The organism is Pedobacter psychroterrae, from assembly GCF_004331695.1.
Classification (GTDB): domain Bacteria; phylum Bacteroidota; class Bacteroidia; order Sphingobacteriales; family Sphingobacteriaceae; genus Pedobacter; species Pedobacter psychroterrae.
In genome coordinates this window covers 15,961-38,825 of record NZ_SJSL01000009.1, presented here as the reverse complement: position 1 = coordinate 38,825, position 22,865 = coordinate 15,961, and the positions used below count along the sequence as shown (strand labels likewise).

Genomic DNA, 22,865 nt, shown 5'->3' with positions numbered 1-22,865 from the left:
TTAAAGACCTGGCTTAAATTCTTTAATATAGGTAAAAACCTGTTCAAAGGTACTACCCGTATTTGCATAATAAGTAAAACGAACGTAATTATTTATCAATTGATCTGCAACAACATAGCCTGGCAGTGTAGATGCATACAAAGCATTTTTTCCTTTTTTAACGTAATTATGCTTAGCACCTGAGCCACTGACTACCTGGGTTTGTCCAGATTTTATGAACTGCAGACCGTGATCATGACCGGCTACATGGACCATGTTAGGAAATCCTGCAAAGACACTGTCTACGCGGCTCACCATTTCCTTGTATAGCTTATGACCCATATCTTCCGGATTGGCAAAAACTGTACGCATCAAAGGATAAAGTGAACCGATTACAGGCAAAGGGATATAAAGCCCTTTTTTTAATGACGTGAGTGGAAATACATGATCCTTAAAAGAATAATACCCACCATGGGAGCCGTAGGTCTGGAAAGGATGATGAGAAGCCAGCAGGATCATTTTGTGTTTATTTTTCTCCAGAAGTAATTTAAGCTTAGATAGCATTTCCTCTTTAGTGTTACATTCACATACTCCTGCTTCATTTGTTTTATTATACGGGTAAAGCCACCACTCACTGTCAAAGGCAATCACCACCATGTTTCGCGCTAGTGGAATTTCAATAGGCCCGGGACAGCCTTCAGCGGGTACTAATGCCAGCGATCTATCGTTCTGCTCTTTCAAAAATGCCCCTTGCCTTTTAATCTTTGCCAGGCCCAGCGGACCACTTTTGTCCCAGTCGTGATTGCCGGGAATAAAATATACAGGCACATCTGCCGCCCTGAAAGGTTTATATTGAGAAGTAATGATGTCTTTAGTCTGCTGTTCCTCTTTACTTCCCGGCAAGCCCATCCCTCGCGGGTAAATATTATCCCCCAGGTAAAAGACATTGGTCTTACCAGCGATGACACGCTTTACCGCATGCTGGATCACCCCATCCTGCTGCATATCCATTTCACCTGCATCACCGATCAGGATGGTCCTGGATACGACAGAATCCAAATACCGCTCCTGGCAATAACCTGACACCGCTCCTGTCAAAAGCAACAATAAAAAGATCAGCGCTTTATAGGGGCTATTTCTGTTTATGAACATATTTGAATTTTAGGATGTTACCATCTGTTACTTCATCTCCTTCATTAGATATAAAAAGATTCTGTTCCTTGTCAAATGCAATGCCTTCGGGCTGGTTAAATACGGATGAATTTAAGCGGTGTGCGGTCTTTATATTCCATTGGGCATCGGTAACCACCAATAGCTTGTTGGCCGAAGAAAGCACATACCATTCATTGGTTTTCAAATTCCTGGCAAGCGCTGAGGCGCTGAAGCTGGTTTTTAGCTTGGCATTGACTACTTTTAGCTGTTTCAAATCAAGCTTAAAAGTATCGATGGAAATGAGGCTGTCCGCCACAGCGCCATAGTCAAATATGTAACCTGTAACAGTTTTCGCTTTCTTGTCTACCGGACAACTCTTACATATGATGTAAACCTTATTGGTTTCCGCATCAGCAAACATCCCTTCGTACTCACCCTTGGGCACAATGTGTTTAGCTTCTTTAACCTGATCTGTTTCTTTTTTTAGCGATTCACTCAAAGGAAAGGAATAGACAGATCCATTGCTATTGAGTATAAAAACCTTTTGATGCATGATAGAGATATCTTCAAAATCATCATTTGGCGCAAATTTGGTGTTCTTCTGCTTCTTGACATCCCATTGCTGCCTAAATAGCTTTCCATTTTCATCCTGAACACTGTAAACGGTATCACTATTGCTTTCATTAAAGGCTATGCCCGATATTTCCAGCAGACTCGAGGGCATATTGAACTTATCTGCCTTGGTAAAATCATATCCCTCCGGACTCGTGTACTTGTTCTTCGGATGGCCACATGATAAAACAGTAAACCCTGCCATCAGGATAGGTATGCATGCACTGTAAGATCTCTTCATAATACCTCGTTAAGTTTCTTTTGCAAAAATAGATAAATGGATTCCTGGGCTTTGGCCCCTAGCTGTAAGTTTATCAATTCCATGATGGTACTTTTTAAAACAGGATCATAAACAGGAAAGCAAACCTCTATCCTGCTGTAAATATTGCGGTTCATCCAGTCGGCCGAACCCATCAGTAGATCCGGGCTTCCGGCATTCTCAAATATAAATATTCTTCCGTGTTCCAGGTACCGGTCTACAATGCGGGTCACAGTAATACCCTCACTTATACCTTTTAGTCCCGGAACAAGACAGCATATACCCCTTACGATTAACCTGACCCTAACTCCTGCCTGTGATGCCTCGTAAAGCTTTCTAATCAAGACTTTCTCTTCCAGGTTATTGAGCTTTATGGTTATTCCCGCCGGCAAACCCTGTTTTGAATGGTCAATTTCCCGCTGGATAAGTTCGATGAAACGATCCTGCAGATTAAACTGCGACACAAGCAGATGTTTGAAGTCTATCAGATCTTCAAAAGAAGGTACCTTCTTATTCTTGCTCAGAAAACCAAACAATGCCTCCAGCTCTTTAAGCATGGACTGATGCGAAGTCAACAAAATATGATCTGTGTAAAACCTGGCTGTGGTTTCATTCAGGTTTCCTGTGGCAAATAACCCAAGGTATTCCTCTCGCAGATCTATCCTTCTCTTTACAAGTGCAACTTTTGCATGTACTTTAAGGTCTATGTTACTATAGATCACCTTCACACCGGCAGCTTTCATCTGCTTAGCCCATTTTATATTATTGGCCTCATCAAATCTGGCTTTTAGCTCTACCATAACCACAACCTTTTTTCCATTTCTGGCAGCAGTTATCAGGGCGCTTACAATCCTGGAATTGTGAGCGACACGGTACAATGTGGCGTAGATTTCCAGTACAAAGGCATCAGTAGCAGCCTCATTAAAAAAACGGAGTACAGGATCATAACGCTGATAAGGAACATTGAGAAGAATGTCCTTTTTTTGAATGACATCAAAAAGTGTTTCATTTTCAGGTACCATAACAGAAGATGCAGCTGACCATTTAGGATAGCTGACTTTAGATCCATTAAGCGGGAAACTGGCCAAATCTTTCAGATTATGATACTTTCCTCCATCTACTATAGCTGCTCCCTGTAGTTTAAGTGAGTAGATCATGCTATAAAGATGCCTGAGCGGTATACCCGGTTCGCACAAAAAACGGGTAGCAAGGCCAAAGTCACGGTTTTCGAGTTGCTGCTCTAAAGCAACAGCAACATCATCCTGATTGTTATAATCTGTGTTTAACGCTGCATCCCTTGTTATTTTAAGATTAAAAACATTCACCACCGAGTCTTCAGGAAACAGATACTGGATATTATGCTTTATAATGTCTTCCAGAAAAACAACGTATTGGACAGCACCTTCCATAATTGAATAAAAACGTGCGATCACATCAGAAGGAACATTGACCAACTCCAGCCGTTCATTTCCTTGTACGTCTTTTAAAATAACCGCCTGGTACAGTTTATTGTTTTCCGCAAAAAAACTGTTAAGGCCTGTAGCGCTTACCGCATAAACATGCGCAAGTATTTCATTAAAAAAAAGTTCAGAAACCTTAGCAGATATTAGCTCCGGAATGGGTTTATTATAAATCCAGTGAACGTCCTGACTGGCCAAAAGAGGCAGGATCTGGCCAGAGATGATCTCACCAAATGTCTGCTGCTGCCGGTTGATCTCTTCCCGGGCAAGCCGATAATTACCAGCCTCCTCATTTCCTGCATTGCCTTCATCAACAGCCATCAGTACAGGCATTCTGACCCTGTAAAACTCATCAAGATTTGAAGAATAGATAGACAAAAACTTAACCCGCTCCAGAACGGGAACAGCATCTTTGGCAGCCTCCAGAAGTACACGACCATTAAATCCAAGCCAACTTAGGTCCCTGTTAAAGAAAACAGATTTTTCCATGGTTAATTTACATGGCTACGAGAAAAGAAGCAATGATAAAAGCAAGCACCGCAGCTACAATACCAAACATAAATACATTGTAAGCTACCCTAAGAAGCCGGTATTTTCTACCCAGGACTACCCCTTGTGAGTATATATCTTTGATTAAGCTACCATACAGGAAATCACTGTCATCCATTAGTTTATTCATTCCATTTTCATATTCGGGCAGGCTCATTCTATAAAAATTGCCGAAGAACAATAAGTTAACCCTTTTTTCCTGAATATCCTCATTGGTAAAGATACCTTTAGGAATAGAGGGCCTGGTAGCCAGAATGGAAAAAACCATTGTCACCACGCAAATGATCAGCAGTAGTAGTGTTGGTATAATGAGATGTGGATTGTCCTCCAGCTTACGAAGTAGTAAACTCAATATTACAGAAAGTATGATTGAATTGGTAGAAATCATGATGTGCGCCTTGTTATCAGCCATATCACTCAGCCGCTGGTGGTTGGTAGAGGTAACTCTGAACATCGTTTCAACACCGCGTTCGGGTTTTGAATTTTTCTTTTCTTTTCCTTCTTTTTTTATGATATCCACTGTTGGTTGGTTTAAGAGATTTTCCTCAAGTCGGGCCAGGTTGATGGCCTTCGTTGAGTTGAGCAATGTCTGGCAATATTCGGTATGAAAATGATGTGCCATAAACAGACTGATTGTTTTCCTGTTCCAGTCATCCTTATCTATTTTATGATTGGAAAAAGCCTCTACTTCCTTTCTCATCAACTTGTTTCGCTCCTTAAAGCTGCTGCTTCCCAAATGGAACAGATCTGCATCGCAGACGATCTGCTGCAATAATCCTTCCGGCCTCTGGGGCATCATGGTAGCCAGGATACAGCCTTTTACCTTAGCGACAACATCCGTATCAACGTTATGCTCTTCCAGAAAGGCAACTGCCAAATCCACTCCTTTAGCCTCATGCCGCCCGCAATCGAACAGATATCCTATATCATGAAACCAGCTGGCTGCCACAACGATAAAAAAGTCCTGATCAGACAGCTGATAGTGGTTCGCAATATTAACCACGTTCTCGACTACTTGTTCGGTATGGTCCAGATTGTGGTAGATAAACCGCTCATCACAACTGGAATGAAACAGTTGTGCGACATGGGTTCTGAGCTGATCTAATATTTCCCGATAGTGCATTCGTCTTACAATTATTGTTTTGAAGTTGATAGAATTATGTTAGGTATAAATATGAGGGTTTTATTCTGTCAATCAAATAATCCCAACAGATCTTTCTTATTTAGCGTTTTAAAAATTGATGCTTCTGTCCTGATCAGGTCACCTGCCAGTTCTTTTTTAGACTCCTGCATAGCCACGATCTTTTCTTCTATCGTATCCGGACAAATCAGGCGTACCGCCATGACTTTTTTCTCCTGACCTATCCGGTATGCCCTGTCAATTGCCTGGTTCTCCACTGCAGGATTCCACCATGGATCTACCAGGTATACATAATCTGCCTGCGTAAGGTTTAAGCCTATCCCTCCTGCTTTAAGACTGATCAGAAAAATGCGGATCTCCGGATTATTTTGAAAAGATTCTACTACAGCTTTCCGGTTTCGTGTTTGCCCGGTCAGGTACTCATAACGTATGTCTCTGACATGAAGCGCTTCCCTGATCAGATCCAACATGGTCACAAACTGAGAAAAGATAAGAATTTTATGATGGGGGGATTTGCTTTCAATCTGTTCCATCAGGACATCCATTTTGGCCGAAGCATTGCCATAAAACCGCTCGTTGCTCAATAAAGCAGGTGAATTGCAAATTTGCCTCAGTTTGGTAATGCCCCTCAAAACATGCATGCTGCTTTTAGCCAGTTCATCTTCAGATCTTCCCATCAGAAAATCCCGGATCTCTTCTCTTGCACTGTCATACACCTCCCGCTGCTGTTCACCCATCTCACAGTAAATGACCATTTCAGTCTTGTCAGGGAGTTCTTTGGCTACCTGCTCCTTTGTTCTCCTTAAAATAAAGGGATTGATCCTCCTTTGAAGTTCAGCAGCTCTCCTGCTGTCTTTAAACTGGTCGATCGGCACAGAATAGATTTGCTTAAAGTATTGCCTGTTGCCCAGCAAACCAGGACAGGCAAAGGACAACTGTCCATACAGGTCAAAAGTATTATTTTCTATTGGTGTACCTGTCAGCACCACTTTATTACGGGATTGCAACATCCGAACAGTCTTATATCGCTGTGAATCCGGATTTTTAATCGTCTGCGATTCATCTAAAAAGACATAGTTGAACCGGTAATCCTTCAGGAAGCGGATATCAGCCAGCAGGGTTCCATAAGAAGTAAGGATAATCTCATACTGGTCAAAATCATGCACTACTTTAGCCCTGTCAGCACCATAAATTGTGCGGACTTTTATAGAAGGAGCAAATTTCTCCACCTCCTTCTGCCAGTTGAAAATCAATGAAGCGGGCACGACAACCAGGTTGGTATTGTGTGCTGATTTGTTGCGTTGGCTCAGGATAAAAGCGATGATCTGTACGGTCTTTCCCAGTCCCATATCATCGGCCAGGCAAGCCCCGAAATTAAACTGATCTAAAAAATTCAGCCAGTTCAGCCCTTCCTTCTGGTAGCCTCTTAATTCTGCATTCAATCCTGCCGGAACATCAATGGCTTCGATCTCTTTAAAAGCATTGAGTTTAGATCTATACTGTGTCAGCCTGTCTCTTACCTGCTCGTCCAGCACTTCCTCATCATACAGTTCTTCCACTGTACTGTAATTGATGTTTGCTGTCCGGATCTTCTCTTCCACCAGCTCCCCGGCACCAAAATATGCGGTAAACTTTTCAATCCATTCATCAGGCAGCATACCCATAGTACCATCATCCAGCTGTACGAACTTGCTTTTGTTGCGGATAGATTTATGCAAATGTTTCAAGGCAACAGTTTCTTTGTTGAACTTAACCTTAATGGCGGTTTCAAACCAGTCCATCCCACTGTTTACAACGATAGAGATCTCTGCTTTATAAGGGTTTACATGATTATTTTTCAACTCATTGAATCCCAGTATTGCAATTCCCTTACTTCGCCAGGCTTCAAATGCATCTAAAAACCACGCTGAATCCAGGAAATACTTCCGGTGCAGGTAAAAACAATCGGCATGCTTTTGCTCAGGAAATTCTTCCATCTGCTCTATGAACTGAGGATGCATTTTTGCAATGAAAGTGATGAACTGCAATTCGCTTTCTTCGTCACGCGCCAGCGTAAACATTTTGCCCAACTTGTCCTTCGATCTGATCTGTTTCTGTGAAATTACAGGAATCTCCAGACTGCCATACTTCATCACCGGCGTGAGCAATACAAAATCTTCCGATTCTGAAAGGTAAAGGATCAGCTCATTGTCAAGGTCAAAGCCCTGTTCTATGATCTGCTTTTTCGTAGCCCTTTTCAGATAAGAATAGTTGATTTTGATCCTTTCCTCCAGTACCGAAAGTACACTTTCATAAAAAGCTTCATATTCAGATCTTTCCAGAACAATGGTATCATTCTGAAACTTAAAGAAATCAATGATGCTCAAAAAATAGGGATTATCAATCAGGTAGAGATGGTTTTTAACCTGGATAAAGTAATTATACCTCAACCTTATGCTCTCCAGGCCGTAAGAACGGTCTTCCAGGATCAATTTACCTGACACCTCAAAATGATCTGCTTTTTCATTTACAGCAAGAATGAGGTCAGGCATCAATGATTCCATTTTAGCTGGAAAAATTGAGCTCGCAGTAATACTGGAAGCGATTTTTTCATCGTGCAGATAAACTTCCATGTGCAAGGGATTGCGTACAATTGCTTTCAGTGCATCCAGATCAGATGCTGCCCGGCTTTCAGAGTAATTGTTTTTAAACCGTGAAACCCCGGTGTAGAACTTCAGCTCTTCCTGCCTGTCTGTCTTCCAAACCATATCCAGGGGATCAATGAACCTGATCGGATTTTTAAGTTTGCCGTTTTGGGCCAGTTCAGCTTCAGCGAGCTCGATTACAAGATGACGATAAAAACGGTGCTGACTCAATATCAGCACCATTTTTGTAAAAGCAACGCTATTTTTGGAAGGTAAATTAGCTGTTTTATCAGCCTTTAAAACGGCATTTAACCTGGTCAAGTCCAGTTTCCCTGAATTTCGTTCTTCTTTATCGTTCATTGAATCTTTATCGGCAATCTATTGCGGCTGCTAAAGATAACGAAACTCTCCATGCGTTCTAAGGAGAATCTCCATATCCTTCATCAGTTGCGCAGCGGTTTTCTGAATTTAAGGAGGTATTCACGCGAAATTTTGATCTCCTGTTTATAAATACTGTCAATATCCGCTATCTTCTTTTTTTCAGCTTCAAAATACTTTACAGCCTCTTCATTTGATTTGCCGGAGACATCGGGTTCAAACTGGTGCATCCAGTTATTCATCACATCCTCAGCTTTTACAAGTTCAAATTTAAGCGCAGTCATTGCTGCCCGCTCTTTCAGTGTATCGACCTCAGGAAATGCTTCCTTTAATACCTTTATATCTTTTAAAAGTGTGTCCAGCTTCATCTGATTGCTAATAATAGTCCCGTGATCAGCCATTACAATATCATGAAATTTCATCACATCGTTGCGCACAACTTTATAGTCAGTTCCTTGCTGACAAGCAGTGAATACTGCTAATAGTACTATTCCTGTTATTTTTTTCATCCGTATAAAATTATAATAAATCACTTTTATAAAGGTTTTACCAATGTACAATAGATTTCAGATCCGTTATGTCCTTCTCTGACCCAGGCGACAAGCAGTCCCTCCCCGGTCTCGGTCAACACAGCATGGTTATCCGAAAGGTCACCATTTGTCAGTTTCACTGATTCTTTGAGCTCGCCACCGGATACAATTTCGAGGACCACCTTAGCAGAAGCTGACGGTCCATGGTTCATCTTCATGCTTCCTTTGGAATGGTCCATTTTCATGCTGTGCTCAGGCGCTGCAGCCGCCAATTCTTCAAACACCATGGCCAGTGAACCATCTTTAAGTGCTATCATCTGAGGATGTCTACCCGAAGCGCTGAAAAGCTTTCTGCGGTTAAACTCACCACCAAGTGCTTTTGATGCTGTATAATACAAACCAGCACCTCCGCCAGCCGTAAACCACAAGGCGCAGATACCTCCTGCTGTACGGGCCATTGACGGCCCGGAATGCGGGCATCCTTCTATTTCCCAGTTATCGTTGCTGATGGTCTTTGGCGCACTAAAGTGTTTTCCATTGTCTTTGGAAAGCTTGTATACCATATCTCTCACCTGTTTACCTGAAAGTGCAGAAGGATACATGATGTTCCTATAGGCTAGGTGCAGGTTGCCATCTTTATCTGTAAAAAGGTCTGTACGGCAACACTCGCAGGTTCCTTTCTCCAAACAAGTGTCCAATCCAAAGCCTTTGCCTTTTTCTGTACGTGCAAAAAACAGGGCTGAACCTTTGATTTCCTTTGCATACCTGCCGTCCAGCCACACAGCTGCAAGTTCTCCGTCTTTTAAAACCGCTAAATCAAAAAAACTGCGCCCATAAGCATGAGCGGTATCGGAATGAAGATATTGTGCTTCAGACCATGTTTTTCCTGCATCATCAGAGCTACTGTAATAGATCGCACCCGCAAAAGGATTTTTTTCCTCAGGAAAACGCTTCGAAAAAAGGGCGACAATGGTGCCATCAGACTTAAATGCTATCTTGCCCATGCTTTCAGCAGAGTTGCTGCTGCCCGCCGAAGCGGGAACAGTAACTGTTTGATTAAACGTATTGGTTTGCGCATCGTAAACAGCGTATTTTAAGCGGAACAGGGAATCTTTACTATCCTGTTCTGTCCAGCAGAGCACAGCATTCCCTTGATGATCATTGGTAAAATAAGGTGCCGCAGCAAATGATCCCGCAGCACTTATCAGTACCTGAGACTCAGTTTTCTCTGTCCTGCATTCGGTCAAAAATACCACGACTACCATTAGCAAAATGAATAAACGTTTCATAGTTAAAATATATATTTAAGATTTAAGCCCCCGTAACCATTTCTTCTAGGGGAAGGACTATAAAAGGGAGATTGTGCACCGTTGAACCCAACTGCGTTCAATGATACTATCGAGCTGTAGCTTTCATTCAGGATGTTATCCAGCCCGGCATATACATTCGCCTCCAGGCATTTTGCAAATTGTCTTTTATAGCCAATTTTAGCATTCAATACCTGATAAGAACCATTATATGCAGAATTTGCATCATTCAGCGGCAATTTATCACTGAAGAAATAATTGCCATAAAAATAAACACCTGTCCTGGTTTCCAGATCAATCCCCGCATTTACTACCCAGGGCGCTACACCGGTCAGTTTGTTGTCGTCGTAGGTGGCGGTAATCACACCCTGTGCGTTCAGCGTTTTGTAATCCTTAAATTTAAAATCAGAATAAGTAACCGCTGCGAAAGGACGCAGATTGATGATTTCATGCCGGTCGCCTTCTCTGAAAAGCTGGTACGAGAGGGCCAGTTCTGCACCATCGTGACTTGTCTTGCCTGAATTATTGTAAATGGTAATTCCCTGCTGCACAGACTGTGCAATGAGCTCCCCTTTCATATCCAGCTTAAATACAGCCAGATCATAGGCCAAGCGTGATTTAAACAGGTTTCCTTTAGCGTTCATTTCGTAGTTCCAGCCCTTTTCAGCCTGAAGCATGGGATTGATAGACCCATCTACATTCTTGACTTCTGAACTGGACGGAGGTGAGAACCCTGAACTTACACTGGTATGCAGACTCAGCGCTTCGCTGAAATTATGGCTCAGTGCAATGCGTGGACTGGCCTGTGGATTAAACTTTTTCACACCTGTCTGGTTGGTTTTAAGATAATCCTTTACATCATAATTCAGGCTATTATAGCTTAAACCTAACGTAAGCGTGGTTTTGGAACCCAATGATGTTTCCGATTGGTAAAAGAGGGAATAATTGGTATTGCGGTAATCAACATTTGCATTCATCGCCCCTTCTGTACCTTTGTTGTTGACATACTGGGCGCCCTTTGTCAGGCCTTCATTAAATTCAGCGCCGACTGTAAAACGGGTCGGTAAAATACCAAATTCAGGATCATAGCTGAATTTTGTCCTCCCCCCATAGCTTTGGTAAAAGTTACGGATATAGGCATAAGGAAGCGGATGGTTCAGGTCGTAGAAATAAGTGAATACGCTGGTACTGTTAGAAAACTGATCATTGAAGTGGTATTGCTGACCAAGTCCGATCCTTGTCCAGGTCTGGTACCTCCCGGCTGCCTTATCCAGATTGGTGGCATTGGCCTGCAAAGGATCGGCCTGTACCTGATCAAGGGTTAGCGAACCCGGAATCTGGGAATATTGAGTAGTCCTGTTCAGCAATAAAGTAATGATGCGCCTGTCACTAGGGAACAGCTGAAAATTACCCGTCAGGAACCTGCGCATGTCCTTGCTATGCTGGCGATAGCCCTCATACTCCTGCCATCCGTAAGATACATAGCTGTTCACTTTATCACCACCATTCCGGTATGTCGTAGCCAGCCTGTGCAGGCCATAGGCACCAGCCAATCCTGAAGCTTCGATACTTTGCTCCTGATATGGCGAACGCTGCATCTGGAAGTTGATCACCCCCCCTGTACCTGCACCGTAAATACTGGAAGCAGGTCCTTTGATCACTTCAGCGCGACCAATACTGTTTACATCAAGTGCTTCTATCCTGGTAGTTCCGTCAGCTTCCGTTACGGGGATTTCATTGACATAGATCTTTACATTTCTGATGCCATAAGCAGCACGGACACCATTTCCGCGAATGGAAATGCGTGCTTCAGAAAGCGTACTTTGATCCATCCGTACTCCCGGAATACCGTTAAGTGCCGGCTGCAGAGAAACCGCACTCCCCCTGCTGAGGTCTTTTGAAGTAATCACCGATACGGAACCGGCACTCTCCCTGATCGTCTTGTTTTCGTTATAACCAGCTATCTTCACTTCATTAAGATTTAAGGCATCCGCATCAAGCTGAACGTTCAGGCTGCTTTCCGTTTTCCTGATCTTAATAACCTGTGTTTTATAGCCAACCATTAGTGCCTTTACCTGATGTTCAGGCTGATCAGCACTAATCTCAAAATAACCTCTCGCATCTGACAGACCGATTTGTTTGTCCGCCATGCTGCTTAATATCACACCAGCAATTGGCTGCCTGGTCTGTGAATCATAAATATAGCCTGTTACAGCCTTTATTTGGGCAATGCCCTGCTCATGGCAGCACAATAGCCCTATAGAAAGTATTAGATACCTGTATAGGTTCATCGATAAAATTATATAAGTAAGAATTCCAGAAAATTATCCGATCACCAAACATGCACTGCATGCTTATGCTTTCTGCTAAAAACATGCAGCACATCGCTATGCTTTCGCATTTCGATCTGCTTTTTAGCTTCGCTACCTGTTTGGTCGAAAATTTACCTTCTCAGAGAAGACATAGGAATCATTGCGCTTCTTCAGCGCATTTATTCCAGTCTTCGAAGAGAACGGTCAATTTTCCTGTGGCGGATGAAATATAGAATTCTTAATACTTTGCGGCATTCCTGTAGAAAAAGGAACGTGGACATTCATTTCCGCAAAGGGATATTGTTTAAAAGTCACAGTCTTACTCAACACAGCGTCCTGTACCTGTAATTTTTGTGATTGCCGCTCCTGCTTTTGTTCCTTCTCCTGTGCCTGCTTTAGCTTTTTCATCAAATAGCATTTTCCTTCGCAGTGCAACTGGGGTTTGTCTTTATTCTCGCAGAGTACTTTGGCAATATAACTTTGGTTAGCTTCAAAGCCCAGGTAAACAAATGCGGGAGACAAGTTTGCAAACAGCAAACTAAACAAAAGCACTATGGATATGGGTCTTAAAAACATTGCTGCAAACTTAGTAAAAATGAGCTTCCAGTGCAACATTAAGGTAAATTTTAACCGGTAGTTTGACGATTACGGAGCGTACCCCATTTCAGATAGGTAGCCCCCCATGAAAATCCGGCACCAAAAGCCGTCAGGATCATTTTATCTCCATATTTAAAGTCATCCTTAAAGTCCCACAAGCATAGCGGAATTGTTGCAGCAGTGGTATTTCCATAACGGTCAATGTTTACTTTCACCTGTTCAGCAGACAATCCTAAATATTCACCCACCGACTGTATGATCCTTAAATTGGCCTGATGTGGTATCAGGTAATCGATCTGTGAACTTACCAGATCATTAGATTTTAATACCTCGTTGCAGGTATCTGTCATGCCCTGGATAGCAGCCTTAAATACCACTCTTCCATCCTGACGCACATAATGTAGTTTATCGTCTAATGTAGACTGACTTGCTGGAAAGCGCGATCCTCCCGCAGTAACGATCAGATTTTCCTTACCACTGCCATCCGTTCTGAAAAAGCTGTCCATCAAACCCACCGGTTCTTCTGTCTGCTCAAGCAGCACAGCTCCGGCCCCATCACCAAAAAGAATACAGGTATTGCGGTCGGTATAGTTTACGATAGCACTGTTTTTATCAGCTCCTATCACTACCACCTTTTTACAACGGCCGCTTTCGATCATACTGGCCCCTAGTGTCAGTGCATATAAAAATCCACTGCATGCGGCATTGGTATCAATGCCCCAGGCATTCTTTAAACCAGCCTTTTCGCATACCATACTACCAGTAGATACCATTACATAATCGGGTGTAGAGGTAGATACAATTACACAATCTATCTCATCAGGATTCACGTTTCCTTCTTCCATCAGTACTTTCAGCGCAAAAGTAGCCATGTCTGACGTAGCGATCTCCGGATCATTCACTATCCTTCTCTCCTTTATTCCCGTTCTTGAAATAATCCACTCATTATTGGTGTCAACCATATGCTCCAGATCATGGTTACTTAAAACAGTATCCGGAACATAACCTCCAACAGCGGTAATCACCGCATTTTTCCTTATTCTCATTCAGTGTGTGTAATTCTGTAAATAAAGGGCAGGTGCGTTTACCTGCCCTTAAATTTTTACAAAGTTACGGCTTCTTCAACATATTCCCGCAGAACTTTTGCAGCAGCTACCATTTCTGTCAAAGCTTTTTTGGTTTCATGCCAATGCCGGGTCTTCAATCCGCAGTCAGGATTCACCCAAAGTTGCCCCGCAGGTATCACTGATCTTGCTTTTTCAAGCAACCTAACCATCTCATTCTTAGATGGTACACGAGGAGAATGAATATCATACACCCCAGGTCCTATTTCATTCGGATACTTGAAATCAGCAAAAGCATCTAGCAGTTCCATTTGCGAACGGGAACACTCTATTGTGATCACATCTGCATCCATATCAGCAATATTCTGGATAATGTCATTAAATTCAGAATAGCACATATGCGTATGGATTTGTGTTTCATCGCCCACGCCGCTGGCCGAAATCCTAAAAGCACGAACTGCCCATTGCAGATACCCGTCCCAGTCGGCCTTGCGTAGTGGCAGACCTTCGCGTATAGCTGGCTCATCTATCTGGATGATCCTGATCCCGGCATTTTCCAGGTCCAACACCTCATCTCTTATCGCTAGGGCTATCTGGGTGCAGGTTTCCGACCTCGGCTGATCATTACGCACAAAAGACCACTGCAATATAGTTACCGGTCCGGTCAGCATCCCTTTCACCCATTTACTGCTTAACGACTGTGCGTATTCCGCCCACCTGACCGTCATTGGCGTAGGTCGATAGACATCTCCATAGATCACAGGAGGTTTTACACAGCGACTGCCATAACTCTGCACCCAACCGTTCCTGGTAAATGCAAAACCTGCCAACTGCTCACCGAAGTACTCCACCATGTCATTTCGCTCAAACTCACCATGTACCAGCACGTCAATGCCGCATGCCTCCTGAAACCGGATGGTCTCTTCTGTTTCCTTTTCCAGCAAAGCATCATACTCCGCCAAAGTCAGGTCACCCTTTTTATACTTTGACCTCCAGCTGCGAACTTCGGGGGTCTGGGGAAATGAGCCAATGGTGGTAGTAGGAAACTGCGGAAGTTTCAATGCTTTGTGCTGCGCATCCTTCCTGACCGAAAATGAATTCAACCTGTTTTCATCCTTCTGGCTGATCCCAGCAACCCTTTTTTTTACCTCAGTCTTATGAATAAGGGTGGAGCTTCTGCGATTTTCAGCACACCTAATGTTTTCATCCAGTTTAGGTAATATATCTTTTTCATTATTAAGCAATTGTTTCAATTCCACTACCTCATTTACCTTTTGTTTTGCAAATGCAAGCCATTGCCTGATTTCAGGTGATAAAGGTGTTAAAATAGTACCATCATCCTCAGTATCCAGATCGCAGGGCGAATGAATTAATGAACATGATGGACTAATAATCAACCTATTGTTTCCAATATAGCTAAGTGATACTTCAAGTAGCTGCAAAGCAAGCTGATATTCGCTTTTCCAGATGTTCCTGCCATCTACTACCCCCACAGACAACGACACATTATCAGGCAAAACTGCCAGTATAGACTCAAGCTGTTCAGGGTTTCTAATTAGGTCTATGTGCAATGCCGTAACCGGCAAAGACACCGCAAGTGAAGCATTGTCTTTCAAAGACCCAAAGTAAGTAGCCAGCATGATCTTTAGTTTCGGAAAAGCTTTCCTGATCTCACTATACGCATACGTATAGGCAGCCCTATCCTTCTCCCTAAGATCCAGTGAAAGAAAGGGCTCATCAAACTGCACCCACTCCACGTGCTGTTCTTCCAGCTTTTTCAGCACGTCTATATACACAGGCAGCAGATTTTTAATGAGGTCTATCCGGTCAAAGTCTGCTTCTTTTTCCTTGCCCAGCAAGAGATAAGTAATAGGGCCAATAATGACAGGCTTTGTTTTTATACCTAACCTTTTACTCTCATTGTACTCATCTAATATTTTAGTAGAGAATAATTTGAACTGTTGGTCTCCGACAAACTCAGGCACTATGTAGTGGTAATTGGTATCAAACCATTTGGTCATCTCCATAGCAGTAATATCAAGACCATCTTTTTGATATCCGCGCGCCATTGCAAAATACAGGTCCAGTTCCCCGTTACTTTTACCCATGATCACTTCATGGTAACGCTTTGGGATCGCGCCTACGGTGAGCGACCAGTCAAGCACCTGGTCATAAAATGAAAAGTCATTGGAAGGGATGAGATCAATTCCTGCCTCGCTTTGCAGTTCCCAGTTTTTCCTTCTGATTTCACTGCCGGTTTGCGCCAGTTGCGCCATCGTTGTCTTGCCTGACCAATATTGCTCGCAGGCTTTTTTGAGTTCTCTGTTGCTACCAATTCGCGGATAGCCAAGATTGTTTGTTAGCATTTTTCGTGCATTTAAATGAAAAAATCAATTAAAAGCTCTTGTGCTGAACTTCGCAATGCGAACGGAAATGAAGGAAGAAAAGAGAGATTGGTGTATAAGGCTTGTTGCTTGCGACTTCAACGGCAGCTATCGAACCGGTCGAGGATGACGGTATGTCTTAATTGAGCTTCTTAAACACATCAATTTAACCCCTGCTTCAAATCGCGAAAGCATTGTCAATTCGGTAAAGGCAGGTCTCCTGACTTGTAACATTTCTACCATCCTTCCCATTCCGACAAATCGGCACAGTGGACATTCTATTGGTAAAAACCTTTTATGTGTTACTTACAGTTGCGCGACAGTTCGTGATTTACACACGATTCCCTATTAATCTACAGCTAAGTAAAACCTCTTCCGGTTGATGAAGAAATAAAGTAAAGAACTTATCAGTTGCAAAACTACATTTTATTACCCACACATTACACTTTATTTTCAAAGGAGTGTACCTTTGTAGCATTCCCATACCAACTGATATGAACATTAAACACACCCTCTTATTTGCATTAACGCTCCTTTTATTTTCAGCCTGCAGCGAGCAGCCAAAGCTTCCCATTCTCGGGCCAAGGGAAGCAATAGAAATAAAAAACCCTGATGGTAGCACTTCAACAGACACCCTTTACAAAACCATTTCTGCTTTCAGCTTTTTAAATCAGGACAGTACCCTACTCACCAATGATACTTTCAAGGACAAGATCTATATAGCAGATTTCTTCTTCACCTCATGCAGCAGTATTTGTCCGACGATGCACCGCCATATGAAAGAGATATTTGACCAATACAAAGACAATGACCAGGTAATGTTCCTATCACATACTATTGACTACAAATATGATAAGCCATCTGTATTAAAGAAATACGCGACTAAGCTAGGCGTTGACGGCAAGCAATGGCAATTTGCCTATGGCTCAAAAGACAGCATCTATAAAATCGCTGAAAAGGATTACCTAGTAGCAGTAATCGAAGACAGCGCCGAAAAGGAAAATTATGTACATCAGGGCTGGTTGGTGTTGATTGACAAACACAAACGTCTCCGCGGATCATATGAAGGCACAGATGAAAAATCGGTAGCACAGCTTAAAAAAGATATCGCCATCTTACTTGACGAAAAAGAGGAAACTAAATAACCATGCGAAAACCTCTTCTAGCTATAACCTTTTTGATCACCATAGCCTGTGTTGTATATTCCTGCCAAAATGCCGGACAGCTTCAGCAAGACGTTTACTACGTCAATGGAAGAGATCTTTACATCAGGCATTGTCAGAATTGTCACGGAGCCAATGGTGAGGGACTAGCACTATTAGCGCCACCGCTTACCGACACAACGTCGCTTAAAGACAACAAATCAAAAATAGCCTGCTTTATCAAAAACGGCATCAGCGATACTACCATGATCATTGCAGGAAAGAAATACGACGGCAAGATGCCCGATTTTAATTTCGCCAATATCGATATCGCTCAGTTAGTGGTTTACATCACCAATACCTTTGGGAATAAACAAGGCATGTACAGTCCCGAACAAGTAGCGAAAGACCTTAAAAACTGTCAATAACAACTTATTTCAACACAACATCTACCAGTATTGGAAAATGATCTGAGATGAACTTACCATGATAGGTATCTGTTAGTATTCCCCACCTCTTGGCTGTAAAAGTTTTAGTAACGAATACATGGTCGATGATCTCATAGCCGTCCACACTCTTCCCCCATGCATTGAAGGATGAATTATTTGCATAAGGATTCTTCACCTGTTTATAGGTATCTGTTAAAAAACCTGAATTGGCCAGGGTTAAATACCACTCACTGTCATGCCCCCCGTTCAGATCACCAGTAAACACAGCTGGTGCAGACCCTGCAATCTCTTTAATCTTTTTCACAATCAGTTTACCACTCTCCACGCGGGCTATTTTTCCCTGATGATCAAAGTGTGCATTAAAATAGTAAAACTTCTTACCGCTTTTCAGGTCCTGAAGCTGTACCCATGAGCAGATCCTGTTGCAGCAGGTAGCATCCCAACCCAGGCCCGGTTTGTCAGGAGTTTCAGAAAGCCAGAAATCCCCTTTATTCAATAGCTTAAACTTATCCTTGCGATAAAACACAGACGAGTGCTCACCTTTATCCATTCCGTCATCACGGCCTTTACCATAGTTGGCATACTCAGGCAGGAACTTAGACAGGTCATCGATCTGGGTTTTCAATGCTTCCTGCACACCAAATACATCAAACTGATGAAATCTGATCATGTTGGCTGCAGCTTCACGCCTCAATGCCCAGGTATTACCTACGTCACCCGCATTATCATAGCGTACATTAAAAGATCCAAAAGTAAATTGCTGTGCCATAGCCGTCATGCTCATTATCACAAGCAGTACCGGAAGAAAGAAATGTTTTGTGCTCATTATTGTATGTTAAGGCCTAAATATACAAATTTATTTTCCTTCCTCTCCACCGGCAGCATCTTCCTCATGCTCCTCTTCCCTGAAATATTTAGAATCTGAAAGGTACTTCAATATAGATTCCGGGTCTTTATCCTTGATCTCCTTCGCAGAAAACTCCTGCAGGTGCCCCAGTCCAAGCAGCGATTCACAACCCGCTTCGACAAACAGCTTACGCAGCTTTTCATTCTTTTCGATGTGATAAGAATTGAAGGTCGAAAGTTTATCGATCTCCAGATGCTTTTTATCATCCTTCTCCAGGGCAGCCAGTTTTTCCAGCTTAATGCCTTCCGGAGTACCATTATTTGTGAGAAATAAAAAGGTGTGTATTAGAAATTTATCTACATGCAGTTCAACATGAAGATAACCAATCTTCTGATCAGCCACATAGTACTCCACCAATGTCCTGTCACGATACCGCACATGTTTAATCTCCGGATCATTGAAGATAAAAAACACAATAGAATGCATTATTCCCGGCGTAATATCTATTCGTTCCTGCAGCCTATCCAGTGCATGGTTTTGAATATACACATCCAGTGGAATATCAAACGAACCAACATCAAAACCCAGTGCAGAAGGTTTCACTTTTACCCAGATCCATTCCATTTCGGGGCCTACCCAACCCAGCCTTACCACCTCCCGCTTTTTGTCCCTCACTACCATCGTACTTTTCTCCGTCTTAATCTCCATGATGAAGATGTCATTACGGCGGCTGTACATATTAAACACAGGGGTTTCACTGTAGTCGGCCCTCAATACACTTACTTTCAGATCGCTTAGGAATATCGTCACATCCTGCACTAGCACCTCCAGCATATCCTGTATGGCCTCATAGCCCTCGCTTTCCGGGCCATACTCTTTAAACTGCTCCTTCAACAACGTGGCATGGGGAAAGTAATGATTGGGAATCATGTGCAGGAAATTGAGCAGTATCAAACCTTCCGAAAGAAGCACCGGCAGTAATACCCGCGATCCATTTCTGAGGTCTATGTATTGATTCTTTAAAAACGCTTCCAGCAGCTTATTGGCTTTCAGCACGGTAACTTTAGCCACCTGCGAATCCGGACTGGCCTTTATTTTTAGTGCGGGATATCTTGTTGCATACATCTGGTCCAGCACCACCGGAGGTATCTTTTCAAAATATCCCGGGCCGATCATTGCGTTACATAAACCATCTATACGTTCTACAAAACGCTTATGATGCATAGCAGCCTGTGCTTTAGCATCTGCCGTATTATTATTTAAAACTTTCTTCTTTTGCTTGCTCAATCGTCAGTGTTTATTCATCGGAAATTCCCGCCATAATCACGGATATGATCACGGTATACCGTATGGTAATGAATCTCTTTAGGCCAGATCACGCCCGGCTGACAGGCAAATTCTATCCACACTCCCGGCCCGTCTATCCTTACATAATCCTTTACATGCACCAGGTTAATATCCCCGTAATAAGCAATATAAGTATCATTAATATCTTTCGAATAAGCAGCCATCAAGCTTTTTACTGAAGTTTCATCCGCTATGTTTGCCCAGGTCCTGATCGCCTCCAGCACCATTGCCTTTTGCTTGCTGCTCAACGACCCAATCCTCAATCCGGCTTTTGCTGCAGGAAACTGCCCGTCCTTACCAGGACCTACAGACACATCGTCATAGCCCTTATCCAGTCTGGCCAATGCTTTTTGTTCATCGGTCAATGATGCTAGTATTGCAACCAGTTGAGCATGATTGTCTTTGAGTGGCGAATAAGTCTTTCCATCCGCCTCCCAGCTCTTAGGCTCCAGCCCCATAAACAAAGGCGAAGCTCCAGCCAATTTACCATCGTTAAAAGTCAGGTTTACAGCTAGGTGATGTCCGCCCAACTGAAGTTGCCATGTACCTTTTAAATCAGGTTTTCCCAAAAATGCAATGATGTAATTTCCCGATGAATACCCCTGCCGGTTCGCACCCAGCACACCATCCGCCGCCAGGATCTGCATGGCCTGATCAGTACCTCTATCAGGTAACTTCCCCAAAGCAGCCCCAATCACCTTTTTTGCCAAATCCAGCTGTACTACGTTTAATGAAGCAAATAAAATCCCCTGCCGGCATTGTAATCCGCAGGGCAAATTTGTCCATTTACCCGCATTGGCTTTATTGTACTCCAGTACTACGGCCGACCGCTGAGCTGGATCAAGTGAACTGATAAATGCTGTAGCTGCGTTTACAATCTTATCTACCGGGCCATAATTATGCCCATAAATTTCCGCTCTACCCGGCTTTGAAACACATAGAAACAAGAAACAACCTATAAAGAAACACTTCATTGTAATAAAGCTAACGGACCTTTAGTGAGACACATAATAAGCCAGTTCGCCAATCACCTTACCGAAACGGTAAATGCTGTATACAGACGCGAGCATTAAGATTGCCAGCGAATATTTGTTCTCCAATAAAGCACATACTTTCTGCATAATCTTCTGTTTTGACTCTAATATAAGAATATTGGTTATACGTTGTATATTATAGATAAAAAACTTATTACCTAAACATCGACCAATGGCAATGTAAAATAAAAAACAGATCCTTTTCCAAAATCACTTTCCACCCAAATTTTTCCCTGGTGGTGATCAATGATCTCCGCGCTGAGGTACAGTCCAATGCCAAATCCGGAAACCAGCGTATTGCTTTCCACCCTATAATAACGGTCAAAAAGCTGTTCCCTGTCTTTTTCTGCCACACCGATACCCTCATCTTTTACACTAAGTTGAATAGTATTATCCATTTTTATGCAGGCAATCCTGATGGTCGTTCCTACATTAGAATACTTCATCGCATTGCTGATCAGATTGCTGATTACCTGACCTATCTTATCCCGGTCTGCGTTTACAAAGACAGTCTCCATTTCTTCAAACATAATATGGTGCGAAGCATTCATCACTTCCGTTTCCTCCTCTATCTCCTTTATCAACAGCGACATATCAAAGGATTGCTTATTCATATGGATCTTGCCTGCTTCCAGACGGGAAACATTTAGAAAGCTATTAATCATCGTCGTCATCTTTCTAATCTGCTTTACCGACTGGTTTAGCGCACTGTTGGTAAATGTATCGTCTGCATTTGCCTTCGCCTGCAATACCTGCAGATAAGCTTTTAAAGAAGTAAGGGGAGTTTTCAGCTCATGGCTTACAATTCCTATAAAATCATTTTTTCGCTGCTCATCCCGTTTCTGCTCCGTTATGTCCATCACCACACCAGTAAAAGCCGAAAACTCTCCCGAAGGGTCCGCCTTCAAATTCCCAATGGCACGCAGCCAGCGCAATTTGCGGTCATTCAACCCGATCACCGAATAGGTTACATCATAATCCCCACCCTTATTGATAGCGTTTTCTAAAGCTGTCGATACATAATCCCTATATTCATCAGTGATCTGAGCAAGTGCCTGTTCTATTGATAATTCCTGATCTGGTTCATAACCAAAAAGTTCTTTCAATCTTGCATCGGTTACGAAAGCGCGTGTGACAGAGTGAATATACCAGGTACCAAAATTTGCAGCTGAAAGTGCCACTTTCAAGGCATCCTGTGCCAGTTCCAGTTCCTTATTCGCCGCCTCAGTCTTTAGTCTGGCCATGACCTGGGGAGTATTGTCAAGCAGCCATATGGCTACTTTTGACACAAAACCCTGCATATCCAATATAGGGGAATATACAAAAGTTACATATACCTTTTCCGGATTTCCATGACGGATCAGCTCCAGTTCTACTTCATTTGCTTGATAGGGTTCGGCATATCTTATCACATCATTCAGCGCCTGCTCATGGTACTGCCTCACCTCCGCAAAAGCATCACAGTAATGCTTTCCGATAATCATGTCAGATGTTTTTCCAGCTACTTCCAGAAACTTGTCATTTACAATTTCTGCTTTCAAATTAGCAGCAGATAAAATGCAAATACCAATAGGCGCATGGAGCACTACAGTCTGTAGGTCCTGATCATATTTTAATTCTATCATTGGACGGGATCGATTATACAGGGTAAATATAACAAACCGTCCAGACTTACTGTTACTGAATTAAGATGTTTTT

General features: G+C 42.7%; 18 protein-coding genes and 1 riboswitch. Of the genes, 2 read left to right on the top strand and 16 right to left on the bottom strand.

The window, feature by feature from the left end:
• From EZ437_RS19955 to metE, 11 genes are all read right to left on the bottom strand, one after another.
• Positions 1-1,131: a metallophosphoesterase gene (locus EZ437_RS19955; protein ID WP_131597868.1), complete on the bottom strand. Its 1,131-nt coding sequence runs from the start codon at positions 1,129-1,131 to the stop codon at positions 1-3.
• A complete protein-coding gene (locus tag EZ437_RS19950; RefSeq protein ID WP_225869636.1) occupies positions 1,112-1,984 on the bottom strand; it encodes an SdiA-regulated domain-containing protein in 873 nt (290 codons plus the stop codon). Before EZ437_RS19950 ends, EZ437_RS19955 begins: the two co-directional genes overlap by 20 nt.
• The gene (gene ppk1, locus EZ437_RS19945) at positions 1,981-3,951 is read right to left on the bottom strand and encodes a polyphosphate kinase 1 (RefSeq protein WP_131597866.1); all 1,971 of its coding nucleotides are present in this window, start codon (positions 3,949-3,951) and stop codon (positions 1,981-1,983) included. Before ppk1 ends, EZ437_RS19950 begins: the two co-directional genes overlap by 4 nt.
• Before the next feature lie 7 nt (positions 3,952-3,958).
• Positions 3,959-5,134 (bottom strand): Pycsar system effector family protein, encoded by a 1,176-nt coding sequence (locus tag EZ437_RS19940; protein ID WP_131597864.1) that lies wholly within the window; start codon positions 5,132-5,134, stop codon positions 3,959-3,961.
• Between the two features lie 68 nt (positions 5,135-5,202).
• Complete coding sequence (locus EZ437_RS19935; protein ID WP_131597862.1) at positions 5,203-8,136, bottom strand: DEAD/DEAH box helicase; 2,934 nt, start codon at positions 8,134-8,136, stop codon at positions 5,203-5,205.
• 83 nt (positions 8,137-8,219) lie between these two features.
• On the bottom strand, positions 8,220-8,663 hold the full coding sequence (locus tag EZ437_RS19930) for a hypothetical protein (RefSeq protein ID WP_131597860.1): 444 nt from the start codon (positions 8,661-8,663) through the stop codon (positions 8,220-8,222).
• Between the two features lie 26 nt (positions 8,664-8,689).
• The gene (locus tag EZ437_RS19925) at positions 8,690-9,973 is read right to left on the bottom strand and encodes a sialidase family protein (protein ID WP_131597858.1); all 1,284 of its coding nucleotides are present in this window, start codon (positions 9,971-9,973) and stop codon (positions 8,690-8,692) included.
• A 2-nt stretch (positions 9,974-9,975) separates the two neighbouring features.
• Positions 9,976-12,282, bottom strand: coding sequence for a TonB-dependent receptor domain-containing protein (locus EZ437_RS19920; protein ID WP_131597857.1), 2,307 nt, complete (start codon positions 12,280-12,282; stop codon positions 9,976-9,978).
• Positions 12,283-12,507: 225 nt separating this feature from the next.
• Complete coding sequence (locus EZ437_RS19915) at positions 12,508-12,918, bottom strand: hypothetical protein (RefSeq protein WP_225869635.1); 411 nt, start codon at positions 12,916-12,918, stop codon at positions 12,508-12,510.
• 11 nt (positions 12,919-12,929) lie between these two features.
• The gene (locus tag EZ437_RS19910; protein WP_131597856.1) at positions 12,930-13,946 is read right to left on the bottom strand and encodes a beta-ketoacyl-ACP synthase III; all 1,017 of its coding nucleotides are present in this window, start codon (positions 13,944-13,946) and stop codon (positions 12,930-12,932) included.
• A gap of 56 nt (positions 13,947-14,002) precedes the next feature.
• Positions 14,003-16,330, bottom strand: a complete 2,328-nt coding sequence (gene metE / locus EZ437_RS19905; protein WP_131597855.1) for a 5-methyltetrahydropteroyltriglutamate--homocysteine S-methyltransferase — start codon at positions 16,328-16,330, stop codon at positions 14,003-14,005.
• Between the two features lie 211 nt (positions 16,331-16,541).
• Positions 16,542-16,737, bottom strand: a riboswitch (cobalamin riboswitch).
• Positions 16,738-16,842: 105 nt separating this feature from the next.
• Here metE and EZ437_RS19900 point away from each other — a divergent pair.
• Positions 16,843-17,493: an SCO family protein gene (locus tag EZ437_RS19900; RefSeq protein ID WP_131597854.1), complete on the top strand. Its 651-nt coding sequence runs from the start codon at positions 16,843-16,845 to the stop codon at positions 17,491-17,493.
• A 2-nt stretch (positions 17,494-17,495) separates the two neighbouring features.
• Positions 17,496-17,918 (top strand): c-type cytochrome, encoded by a 423-nt coding sequence (locus tag EZ437_RS19895; protein ID WP_131597853.1) that lies wholly within the window; start codon positions 17,496-17,498, stop codon positions 17,916-17,918.
• A gap of 4 nt (positions 17,919-17,922) precedes the next feature.
• Here EZ437_RS19895 and EZ437_RS19890 read toward each other — a convergent pair whose 3' ends face one another.
• The 5 genes from EZ437_RS19890 to EZ437_RS19875 all read right to left on the bottom strand — a co-directional run bounded on the left by EZ437_RS19890 (position 17,923) and on the right by EZ437_RS19875 (position 22,792).
• Positions 17,923-18,765 (bottom strand): endonuclease/exonuclease/phosphatase family protein, encoded by an 843-nt coding sequence (locus tag EZ437_RS19890; protein WP_131597852.1) that lies wholly within the window; start codon positions 18,763-18,765, stop codon positions 17,923-17,925.
• A gap of 30 nt (positions 18,766-18,795) precedes the next feature.
• Positions 18,796-20,073, bottom strand: a complete 1,278-nt coding sequence (locus EZ437_RS19885) for a hypothetical protein (protein WP_131597851.1) — start codon at positions 20,071-20,073, stop codon at positions 18,796-18,798.
• 14 nt (positions 20,074-20,087) lie between these two features.
• Positions 20,088-21,107, bottom strand: coding sequence for a DUF3500 domain-containing protein (locus tag EZ437_RS19880; protein WP_131597849.1), 1,020 nt, complete (start codon positions 21,105-21,107; stop codon positions 20,088-20,090).
• A gap of 21 nt (positions 21,108-21,128) precedes the next feature.
• Positions 21,129-21,254: a hypothetical protein gene (locus EZ437_RS21985; protein WP_262708939.1), complete on the bottom strand. Its 126-nt coding sequence runs from the start codon at positions 21,252-21,254 to the stop codon at positions 21,129-21,131.
• A gap of 71 nt (positions 21,255-21,325) precedes the next feature.
• Positions 21,326-22,792 carry a PAS domain-containing sensor histidine kinase gene (locus EZ437_RS19875; RefSeq protein ID WP_131597848.1) on the bottom strand — a complete coding sequence of 489 codons (1,467 nt, stop codon included), beginning with the start codon at positions 22,790-22,792 and terminating at the stop codon, positions 21,326-21,328.
• Between the last annotated feature and the right edge of the window lie 73 nt (positions 22,793-22,865).

Bases quoted from the DNA above. Each gene is read 5' to 3' on its own strand.
- EZ437_RS19955 (WP_131597868.1), bottom strand. From the start codon at position 1,131: ATGTTCATAAACAGAAATAGCCCCTATAAAGCGCTGATCTTTTTATTG.
- EZ437_RS19900 (WP_131597854.1), top strand. From the start codon at position 16,843: ATGAACATTAAACACACCCTCTTATTTGCATTAACGCTCCTTTTATTT.
- EZ437_RS21985 (WP_262708939.1), bottom strand. From the start codon at position 21,254: ATGCAGAAAGTATGTGCTTTATTGGAGAACAAATATTCGCTGGCAATC.
- ppk1 (WP_131597866.1), bottom strand. From the start codon at position 3,951: ATGGAAAAATCTGTTTTCTTTAACAGGGACCTAAGTTGGCTTGGATTT.
- EZ437_RS19920 (WP_131597857.1), bottom strand. From the start codon at position 12,282: ATGAACCTATACAGGTATCTAATACTTTCTATAGGGCTATTGTGCTGC.
- EZ437_RS19875 (WP_131597848.1), bottom strand. From the start codon at position 22,792: ATGATAGAATTAAAATATGATCAGGACCTACAGACTGTAGTGCTCCAT.
- EZ437_RS19925 (WP_131597858.1), bottom strand. From the start codon at position 9,973: ATGAAACGTTTATTCATTTTGCTAATGGTAGTCGTGGTATTTTTGACC.
- EZ437_RS19880 (WP_131597849.1), bottom strand. From the start codon at position 21,107: ATGAAGTGTTTCTTTATAGGTTGTTTCTTGTTTCTATGTGTTTCAAAG.
- EZ437_RS19930 (WP_131597860.1), bottom strand. From the start codon at position 8,663: ATGAAAAAAATAACAGGAATAGTACTATTAGCAGTATTCACTGCTTGT.
- EZ437_RS19890 (WP_131597852.1), bottom strand. From the start codon at position 18,765: ATGAGCACAAAACATTTCTTTCTTCCGGTACTGCTTGTGATAATGAGC.
- EZ437_RS19915 (WP_225869635.1), bottom strand. From the start codon at position 12,918: ATGTTGCACTGGAAGCTCATTTTTACTAAGTTTGCAGCAATGTTTTTA.
- EZ437_RS19910 (WP_131597856.1), bottom strand. From the start codon at position 13,946: ATGAGAATAAGGAAAAATGCGGTGATTACCGCTGTTGGAGGTTATGTT.
- metE (WP_131597855.1), bottom strand. From the start codon at position 16,330: ATGCTAACAAACAATCTTGGCTATCCGCGAATTGGTAGCAACAGAGAA.
- EZ437_RS19935 (WP_131597862.1), bottom strand. From the start codon at position 8,136: ATGAACGATAAAGAAGAACGAAATTCAGGGAAACTGGACTTGACCAGG.
- EZ437_RS19950 (WP_225869636.1), bottom strand. From the start codon at position 1,984: ATGAAGAGATCTTACAGTGCATGCATACCTATCCTGATGGCAGGGTTT.
- EZ437_RS19940 (WP_131597864.1), bottom strand. From the start codon at position 5,134: ATGCACTATCGGGAAATATTAGATCAGCTCAGAACCCATGTCGCACAA.
- EZ437_RS19895 (WP_131597853.1), top strand. From the start codon at position 17,496: ATGCGAAAACCTCTTCTAGCTATAACCTTTTTGATCACCATAGCCTGT.